This is a genomic window from Streptomyces ureilyticus (assembly GCF_011045025.1).
In the GTDB taxonomy this organism is placed as follows: domain Bacteria; phylum Actinomycetota; class Actinomycetes; order Streptomycetales; family Streptomycetaceae; genus Streptomyces; species Streptomyces ureilyticus.
Genome location: NZ_JAAKZX010000046.1, coordinates 44,034 through 53,347 on the forward strand (window position 1 = coordinate 44,034; position 9,314 = coordinate 53,347).

Here is a 9,314-nt window from a genome sequence, read left to right on the forward strand (position 1 = left end):
GGCGGAGATCTTGCCTTCGACGCTTCGGAGGCATCAACTCCAGTTCACTGGAGGACATCCCTCCCCCAAAGCGGAGTCGCACCGGAACGCGCGTCTGATCAGATGCGTGTGAAGCACCACACCGCGAGCAGCAGCGCGGCCGTCCCGGCGAAGCTTGCGACCGTCGCGGACACGGCCGGGCTCATCCCGTCGGCGACGGGTTCGCGGTGCCGCAGCCGGGCCGCGGTCCACACCAGCAGTCCGGCTCCGAACAGGGCGAACACCGATCCCGCGAAGACCGCCGGTCCGTTCTCCATGGTTCGTTCCCTTCGCCCTTGGGTGCCCAAGAACGGGAGGCTGACACCTCCGGGAAGCGAGCACACGAACCCACGGTGAACGCACGGCGGACAGACCCGCGCGACTCCCCGCCCACCGCACACCCCCGCCGTGCCGACCCGGTTCCAATGTGCGGCCGCAGCGATTTCGCGCCATCCATGACGGCTCGGCGGCCACGGGGCTTCCGCTCACCCGGCCGCTCACCCGGCGGGCTCGAGGAACCCCTGCTCAATCAGCAGCCGGATCTGCGCGGGCGTACGGTCGCGCAGCAACACCGGATCCTCGCCGATCAGTTGGGCGATGGCGTCCAGAATTCGCCCCGCGCTGAGCTCGCCGTCGCACACACCCGCGAAGCCCGCGCCGACGGTGTCCACCTTGGTGGCCCGCCGCATCCCGCGGTTCTGGCGCAGTACGACATGTTCCGGATCCTCGGCGCCGGGCAGCCCGACCTGCTCCTGGACGATCTCCCCCGCGAGCTTGAAGTGCCCGGCGAGCAGCGCCGCGTCGTCGTGCGCACGCAGATAGTCCACGCGGTCGAAGTGTGCGCGCACCGTCTCGCCGAGCGGCTGTTCGACGGGATGCGGCCACTCCTCCACGACGACCGAGGGCTGCACGGCCCCCGACTTGCGCAGGGTGATCCACCCGAAGCCCACGGCTCTGACCTTCCGCGCCTCGAACTCGTCGAGCCAGGCGTCGTAGCGCGCCTGGTACTCCACCGGATCCGAACGGTGATCACCGGCGTCCCGCAGCCACAACTCGGCGTACTGCATGACGTCCTGCACCTCGCGCTGTACGACCCACGCGTCACAGTCGCGCGGCACCCAGGACCGCAGCCGGTCCTGCCAATCCTCCCCCTCCACGTGCTGCCAGTTGGCGAGGAACTGCGCATATCCCCCCTCGTTGAGGTGAGCGCCCGCCCCTTGAACGAGTGCCCGGCACAGATCGTCCCCGCCCATCCCGCCGTCCCGGTAGGTGAGCCGGGCGCCCGGAGAGATGACGAAGGGCGGGTTGGAGACGATCAGGTCGTACGTCTCCTCGCCGACGGGCCCGAAGAGCGAGCCCTCGCGCAGATCGGCCTCCGGTGCGCCGGACAGGGCGAGCGTGAGCGCGGTGATGTGCAGCGCGCGCGGGTTGACGTCCGTGGCGGTCACGCGCGTGGCGTGCTGTGCGGCGTGCAGCGCCTGGATCCCGGAGCCGGTGCCGAGATCGAGCGCCGACGCCACGGGCGTACGCACCGTGATGCCCGACAGCGTCGTGGACGCGCCGCCCACTCCGAGTACGACCCGTTCATCACGGCTGCTGATGCCTCCGGCTCCGCCGACCGCGCAGCCCAGGTCGGCGACGATGAACCAGTCCTCGCCGCCGGGCCCTCCGTACGGCCGGACATCGACCGTCGCCGCGACCTCGTCGCCGCCGGTCCGGGTCAGCCAGCCGCCCTCCAGGCAGTCCTGAACCGGCAGTACGTCCACCACGCGCGCGTGCGGCACGGGCTGCTGCAACAGGAACAGCCGTACGAGCGTCTCCAGCGGCGTGTCGCCCCGGGTCGCCCGGAGCGCGGGCACGGTCTCGCTCCGGGCCAGCGCCGCGTACGCGGAGGCGCCCAGCAGATCGAGCAGGCCGTCGGCGCTGAAAGAGGCGCCCAGGAGGGCGTCCCGCAGCCGCGCGGTGACGTCGGAGCGGTCGGTCGAGGGCAGCGTTGCCAGGCTGGTGTTACTCACGCCTCCATTGTTGCCGCTCCCGCCGACGGGACGCGTGTCCCTGTGGACAACATGCCGCCTGTGGACAACGAGCCGCCGACAACATGCCGAGGGCCCGGCACGCGCGCGTACCGGGCCATTTCTCGGTTGACGGAGATCGGTCTCCTGGGGTCAGCCGTTGGTCGCCGACGGCGACCCGGCGGCGGACTTGCAGCTCTCCTGCTTGGCCATCGCCTTGCCCACCTCGCCCTCCTGCAGCTTGTTCAGGGCGACGTTGCCGCTCTGGCCCAGCTTGTCCAGCTCGGTGGCGATGTCCTTGAGCCCGTCCGCGAACTTCCCCTGGTCCTTGGTGTCGAGCGCGTCGACCTGCTTCTTGAGGTCGGCGTACGACGTGGAGATGCCGTTGAGTTCCTTGACGGCGTCCGTCTGCTTCTTCTTGCCCTCCTCGACGTCCGGCGCCCCAGCCTTGCTCACGGCGGCGCCGATCGCCTTGTAGGCGTCGGACATGTCCTGGAAGGCCTGGGAGTCCGTCTTCTGGACGTCGGCCGGCGTGCTGTTGTCCGAGGTCTGCTTCTGGATGGAGGTGTTGGCAGATTCGATCTTCTTCGCCTGCGGCTGCACCTCGTCACAGACCTCTTTGGCCCAGGAGTTCAGCTTGTCGCTGCTGTCGTCGCCGCCACATCCCGACAGCGCCAGTACCAGTACCGCACCGCCGGACAGTGCGGCCGCGAGCTTCTTGTTCACCGGATTGGTCCCTTCCATGGCTCTCGGCCCCGGAACATACACGCCAAGTGGGCGACACCCACGAGATGGAAGTCCGATTTGTTAAAAATTGTAGCCATTTGCACCAAGCGAGAGAAGGCTCACGACCCCGGCGTGAAAACCCGAGAGCGGGCGGACGGCGCGTCAAAGCGCGCTGCCCGCCCGCTCGTTGAGCGGAACCTGACCAGCCGTAAGGCCAAGCCGCGGAGCGATCGCTCAGGAAACCACCGCCGCATCCGCCGATTTGGAGACCGGTTCGGAGTTGTCTTCGTCACCCACGGCGATACCGCGCCGCTTGGACACGTACACCGCCCCGACGATCACGGCGAGCGAGAGCACCGCGATGAGTACGCGCATGCCCACGCTCTTGTCCTCCCCGTACGAGAACTTGACGACCGCGGGCGCGATAAGCAGCGCCACCAGGTTCATCACCTTCAGCAAGGGGTTGATCGCGGGTCCCGCGGTGTCCTTGAAGGGGTCGCCGACCGTGTCGCCGATCACCGTCGCGGCATGGGCCTCGCTGCCCTTGCCACCGTGGTGACCGTCCTCGACGAGCTTCTTCGCGTTGTCCCAGGCGCCGCCGGAGTTGGCGAGGAAGACCGCCATCAGCGTGCCCGTGCCGATCGCGCCCGCGAGGAACGAGCCGAGCGCGCCGACCCCGAGCGTGAAACCGATCGCGATCGGCGTCAGTACGGCGAGCAGGCCGGGTGTGGCCAGTTCGCGCAGCGCGTCCTTTGTGCAGATGTCGACGACGCGCCCGTACTCGGGCTTCTCGGTGTAGTCCATGATCCCGGGGTGCTCGCGGAACTGGCGCCGCACCTCGTAGACCACGGCCCCGGCGGACCGCGACACCGCGTTGATCGCCAGCCCCGAGAAGAGGAAGACGACCGCGGCACCCGCGATGAGCCCGACCAGGTTGTTGGGCTGCGAGATGTCCATCATCAGGTTCAGCGGCGCGTCCTCGCCGGTGACCGTCTCGCCCACTTCGTTCGCGGCCGTGAGGATCGCGTCACGGTACGAGCCGAAGAGCGCCGCAGCCGCCAGTACGGCCGTGGCGATGGCGATGCCCTTGGTGATGGCCTTGGTGGTGTTGCCGACGGCATCCAGGTCGGTGAGCACCTGCGCGCCCGCGCCCTCGACGTCACCGGACATCTCAGCGATGCCCTGCGCGTTGTCGGAGACCGGCCCGAAGGTGTCCATGGCGACGATCACGCCCACCGTGGTGAGCAGACCGGTACCGGCCAGCGCCACCGCGAAGAGCGCCAGCATGATCGACGTACCGCCGAGCAGGAACGCCCCGTACACGCCGAGCCCGATCAGCAGGGCGGTGTACACGGCCGATTCGAGACCGATGGAGATACCGGCGAGGATGACGGTGGCCGGGCCGGTCAGCGAGGTCTTGCCGATGTCCCGTACGGGACGGCGGGTCGTCTCGGTGAAGTAGCCCGTCAGCTGCTGGATCAGCGCGGCCATCACGATGCCGATCGCGACGGCGACGAGCGCGAGGATCCGCGGGTCGCCGCCCTTGTCGAGGACTTCCGTGTTCGCGCCCTCCAGCTCCGCGTACGAGGACGGGAGGTAGGCGAACACGGCCACGGCCACCAGCGCCATCGAGATCACCGCGGAGATGAAGAAGCCGCGGTTGATGGCGCTCATGCCGCTTCGGTCGGCCCGGCGCGGGGCCACCGCGAAGATGCCGATCATCGCGGTGATCACGCCGATCGCGGGCACGATCAGCGGGAAGCCGAGTCCATAGTCGCCGAATGCCGCGCTGCCGAGGATGAGTGCGGCGACGAGCGTGACGGCGTACGACTCGAAGAGGTCGGCGGCCATGCCGGCGCAGTCGCCGACGTTGTCGCCCACGTTGTCGGCGATGGTCGCGGCATTGCGCGGATCGTCCTCCGGAATGCCCTGCTCGACCTTGCCGACCAGGTCGGCGCCGACGTCGGCGGCCTTGGTGAAGATGCCGCCACCGACACGCATGAACATCGCGATCAGCGCGGCACCGAGACCGAAGCCCTCCAGGACTTTCGGTGCATCGGCCGCGTACACCAGCACCACACAGGAGGCGCCCAGCAGACCGAGCCCCACCGTGAACATGCCGACGACGCCGCCCGTGCGAAAAGCGATCTTCATGGCTTTGTGCGAGACAGCGGTGAGATCCTTTTCGGGTTCACCTTCCGCCGGAGTCGCTTCCCGTGCCGCGGCGGCCACGCGGACATTGCTGCGGACTGCGAGCCACATGCCGATATAGCCGGTGGTCGCCGAGAACGCCGCGCCGATCAAGAAGAAGACCGATCGTCCGGCGCGCTGATTCCAGTCGTCCGCGGGCAGCAGCATGAGCAGGAAGAACACCGCGACGGCGAATACGCCGAGCGTGCGCATCTGCCGTCCCAGGTAGGCATTCGCGCCCTCCTGAATCGCCACCGCGATCTTCTTCATGCTGTCCGTGCCCTCGCCGGCCGCGAGGACCTGGCGAACCAAGATCCCGGCGACGACAAGCGCCGCAAGGGCGACGGCCGCGATGACCATCACGATGAGGCGGTTGTCGTCGGTCAGTACTGCGGCTGCGAAGGTTGTGGGCTGGTCAAACTGATGAGGGGTAGAAAGCCCCGCCATTCGTCCTCCTTGACGCCTGTGCTGAGCTCAAGATGTGGACGGATTGTAGGTACCGGAACCTGATCAAAACAGTGCGCGGTAAGCGGAATCGGCCTTCACATGCTCTTCAGTAAATGATCCACCGACCATCATGGAACCCGAAAGCGGTAATGCCCCAAAAGCGTTGACGCTTGATCCGTTGACGCGCGACAGAGGTAAACCCGATCATAAGCCTGATCGTGAATTCATTCACGATAACGCGCGCGCAATCCACATGCACGGGCGTGCACGAACACGACAACGAGAAAGGGCCCCGCTGAGCAGGGCCCTTTCCGTACTGCGTGGGTGGGGGGAGTCAGGGAACGAGCGTGGCCGGCGGCGTGGTGGGCCAGCTCATCCTGATCAGTCCGCCGTTCTCTCCGGCGGTGACCTCCACATCGTCGACGAGGCCGCTGATGACCGCGAGACCCATCTCGTCCTCTTCGGTCTCCGCGTCCGGATCGCCGGCTCCGCCATCGGCGCCCGACATCTTCTCGCCGGGAGCCGCATGCGGCGCCTCGTCGCCGACCTCGATGGAGAACTGCTTCTCCTCCTCGATCAACAGCACCCGCACCGGCGCCGAGATACCGCCGCTCTGGTGCAGTCCGACGGCCCGCGTACAGGCCTCGCCGACGGCGAGCCTGACCTCGTCGAGGACGGCCTCGTCCACTCCGGACCTGCGCGCCACCGCTGCCGCCACCAGTCGGGCGGTCCTGACGTGCTCGGGCAGCGCGCTGAAGCGGAGTTCAACGGTGGCCATGCATCCCCCTCGGAACTACGGGCGTGCTGTCAGAGGGCCGGGCCGCGAGGCCCGAACCCCCCTCGTTGACTTTCTTCCGTCCCGGACCCACGGCCCGGAACCGGCCTTCGGCCAAGGGCCACTCGGTCGCGACCGAGGACCGCTCAGTCGGTGGCCGCTACCGCTTCCTCGACCGAGGTGTGGATGGGGAACACCTTGGTGAGACCGGTGATGCGGAAGATCTTCAGAATGCGCTCCTGGTTGCAGACCAGTCGCAGCGAGCCCTCGTGGGCGCGCACCCGCTTCAGGCCGCCTACCAGCACGCCGAGCCCGGTGGAGTCGAGGAAGTCCACGCCCTCCATGTCGACGACAAGATGAAAACTGCCGTCGTTCACCAGCTCGACCAGCTGCTCGCGCAGCTTGGGCGCGGTATATACATCGATTTCGCCACCGACTTCGACGACCGTACGATCGCCGACGGTACGTGTCGACAGGGACAGGTCCACGGATCCTCCAGCACCTTGCTATCGAGCGGTCGCCCCTCGGGACACCTCGGCGGCGCCCCCGGGACTGTTCGCCAGCCGCGATGGCATTCAATCACTTACCGGCAGGCGTGCACGACGCCTTAGGCCCATTGTCCGTCACGCCAGTGACACACTCGATGCCGATGGCCAAGAATCCCCGGTCCGATCGACCCTCGACGGACACCGCTTCCCGCCCCGCTCCGGGCACGGTTCTCGACCGGCTCGCCTCGGGGCCGAGCCGGGCTTCGCGCATCACTCATACGGAGCACTTGCCCCCGCGGGAGGGCCGCCATGCCGTCTGGCCGGACCGGATCCGCTCCGAGGTGATCGCGGCAGTGCAGGCCGCGGGCATCGAACATCCCTGGGCCCACCAGGCACAAGCCGCCGAGCACGCCCTGGACGGCGATTCAGTGATCGTCGCCACAGGCACCGCCTCGGGCAAGTCGCTGGCATACCTGGCCCCGGTGCTGTCGTGTCTGCTCGACGGCTCCGAAGCCGCCAACGGCCGTGGCTCGACCTCCCTCTATCTCGCCCCGACCAAGGCCCTCGCGGCGGACCAGTGCCGAGCCGTGAAGGAAATTTCACATCCTCTGGGCAACGCGGTGCGTCCCGCCGTCTACGACGGGGACACCCCCGTCGAAGAACGCGAGTGGGTACGCCAGTACGCCAACTACGTCCTGACCAACCCCGACATGCTGCACCGCGGGATACTGCCCTCCCACCCCCGCTGGTCCTCCTTTCTGCGCGCGCTGCGCTATGTCGTCATCGACGAGTGCCACACCTACCGCGGCGTCTTCGGCTCGCACGTCGCCCAGGTGCTGCGCCGGCTGCGCCGCCTGTGCGCGCGGTACGGCTCCTCGCCCGTCTTCCTCCTCGCCTCCGCCACCGCCGCCGAACCGTCGGTGGCCGCCCGCCGACTGACCGGTCTCCCGGTCGTCGAGGTCGCGGACGACGCCTCACCACGCGGCGAACTGGTGTTCGCTCTCTGGGAGCCCCCGCTCACCGAACTCCACGGCGAGAGGGGCGCCCCCGTCCGCCGTACCGCCACCGCCGAGACCGCGGACCTCCTCACCGACCTGACCGTGCAGGGCGTCCGCTCGGTCGCCTTCGTACGCTCCCGCCGGGGCGCCGAGCTGATCTCGGTGATCGCCCAGGAACGGCTCGCCGAGGTCGACCGCTCCCTGGCCCGGCGCGTGGCCGCGTACCGCGGCGGCTACCTCCCCGAAGAACGCCGCGCCCTCGAGCAGGCCCTCCACTCCGGCGAACTCCTCGGCCTCGCCGCCACCACCGCCCTCGAACTCGGCATCGACGTCTCGGGACTGGACGCCGTGGTCATCGCGGGCTACCCCGGCACGAGGGCCTCGCTGTGGCAGCAGGCGGGCCGCGCGGGACGCTCCGGGCAGGGCGCCCTCGCGGTCCTGGTGGCCCGCGACGACCCGCTGGACACCTTCCTCGTCCACCACCCGGAGGCCCTGTTCGACCAGCCCGTGGAGTCCACCGTCCTCGACCCCGACAACCCGTACGTCCTCGCGCCCCACCTGTGCGCCGCCGCCGCCGAACTGCCTCTGACGGACGAGGACCTGCCGCTCTTCGGCCCGGCCGCCGCCGATCTGCTCCCGCAGTTGGAGGCCGCGAAGCTGCTGCGCCGCCGTACGAAGGCCTGGCACTGGACGCGCCGGGAACGAGCCGCCGACCTCACGGACATCCGCGGCGGGGGCGGCAGTCCCGTACAGGTCGTAGAAGCCGGCTCAGGGCGGCTGCTGGGCACGGTCGACGCCGGCGCCGCGCACACCAGCGTCCACGACGGGGCGGTCCACCTCCACCAGGGCCGTACGTACCTGGTGAAGGAACTGGACCTCGAGGACTCGGTCGCCCTGGTCGAGGAGGCCAACCCGCCGTATTCGACGGTCGCCCGCGACACCACGGCCATCTCCGTCCTGGAAACGGACGTCGAAGTCCCCTGGGGCGAGGGCCGATTGTGCTACGGCTCCGTCGAGGTCACCAACCAAGTCGTCTCCTTCCTGCGTCGTCGTGTCATCACCGGCGAAGTGCTCGGCGAGACGAAACTCGACCTCCCTCCTCGTACGCTCCGCACCCGCGCCGTGTGGTGGACGGTCACCGAGGACCAGCTCGACGCCGCCCGCGTGACGCCGGAGATCCTCGGCGGCGCCCTGCACGCCGCCGAACACGCGTCGATCGGCATGCTCCCGCTGTTCGCCACCTGCGACCGCTGGGACATCGGCGGCGTCTCCATCCCGCTGCATCCGGACACCCTCCTCCCGACGGTCTTCGTGTACGACGGCCACCCCGGCGGGGCGGGCTTCGCCGAGCGCGCCTTCCACACAGCTCGCGAGTGGCTCACCGCCACCCGCCAGGCCATCGCCTCCTGCGAGTGCGAGGCCGGCTGCCCGTCCTGCATCCAGTCCCCCAAGTGCGGCAACGGCAACGACCCACTGCACAAGCGGGGGGCTGTGCGATTGCTGACGGTTCTGCTGCAGGAAGCTCCGGAGGGACAGGCGGACCGGGTGGCGCGGGCCCAGGGCACCCGCATCGTCCGGTGCGCCGTCTACGGCGAGATCTCGGACGTCAGGGTCGCGGCGGGGCGGGGGCCGTTCACCGCGGAGGTCAGGTCTCGGGCGG

The 9,314-nt window shown here is 69.0% G+C and carries 7 protein-coding genes; 1 reads left to right on the top strand and 6 read right to left on the bottom strand.

Features of this window, described 5'->3' with window-relative positions; all coding sequences use genetic code 11:
- Positions 1-98 precede the first annotated feature (98 nt).
- The 6 genes from G6048_RS17120 to bldG form a co-directional block, all read right to left on the bottom strand.
- Positions 99-296 (bottom strand): hypothetical protein, encoded by a 198-nt coding sequence (locus G6048_RS17120; protein WP_165340409.1) that lies wholly within the window; start codon positions 294-296, stop codon positions 99-101.
- Positions 297-515: 219 nt separating this feature from the next.
- A complete protein-coding gene (locus tag G6048_RS17125) occupies positions 516-2,033 on the bottom strand; it encodes a DUF7059 domain-containing protein (protein WP_165340410.1) in 1,518 nt (505 codons plus the stop codon).
- A gap of 150 nt (positions 2,034-2,183) precedes the next feature.
- The gene (locus tag G6048_RS17130; RefSeq protein ID WP_165340411.1) at positions 2,184-2,774 is read right to left on the bottom strand and encodes a small secreted protein; all 591 of its coding nucleotides are present in this window, start codon (positions 2,772-2,774) and stop codon (positions 2,184-2,186) included.
- A gap of 216 nt (positions 2,775-2,990) precedes the next feature.
- Positions 2,991-5,393, bottom strand: coding sequence for a sodium-translocating pyrophosphatase (locus tag G6048_RS17135; protein ID WP_165340412.1), 2,403 nt, complete (start codon positions 5,391-5,393; stop codon positions 2,991-2,993).
- A gap of 334 nt (positions 5,394-5,727) precedes the next feature.
- Positions 5,728-6,171: an ATP-binding protein gene (locus G6048_RS17140; protein WP_165340413.1), complete on the bottom strand. Its 444-nt coding sequence runs from the start codon at positions 6,169-6,171 to the stop codon at positions 5,728-5,730.
- Between the two features lie 143 nt (positions 6,172-6,314).
- Positions 6,315-6,656, bottom strand: a complete 342-nt coding sequence (gene bldG, locus G6048_RS17145; RefSeq protein WP_003975386.1) for an anti-sigma factor antagonist BldG — start codon at positions 6,654-6,656, stop codon at positions 6,315-6,317.
- Positions 6,657-6,736: 80 nt separating this feature from the next.
- Between bldG and G6048_RS17150 the strand changes: the two genes are divergently transcribed.
- On the top strand, positions 6,737-9,314 hold a 2,578-nt coding region (locus G6048_RS17150; protein WP_408056141.1), incomplete at its 3' end, for a DEAD/DEAH box helicase.

Excerpts from the sequence above, each read along its gene's own strand:
- G6048_RS17120 (WP_165340409.1), bottom strand. The coding sequence starts at position 296 with ATGGAGAACGGACCGGCGGTCTTCGCGGGATCGGTGTTCGCCCTGTTC.
- G6048_RS17140 (WP_165340413.1), bottom strand. The coding sequence starts at position 6,171 with ATGGCCACCGTTGAACTCCGCTTCAGCGCGCTGCCCGAGCACGTCAGG.
- G6048_RS17130 (WP_165340411.1), bottom strand. The coding sequence starts at position 2,774 with ATGGAAGGGACCAATCCGGTGAACAAGAAGCTCGCGGCCGCACTGTCC.
- G6048_RS17135 (WP_165340412.1), bottom strand. The coding sequence starts at position 5,393 with ATGGCGGGGCTTTCTACCCCTCATCAGTTTGACCAGCCCACAACCTTC.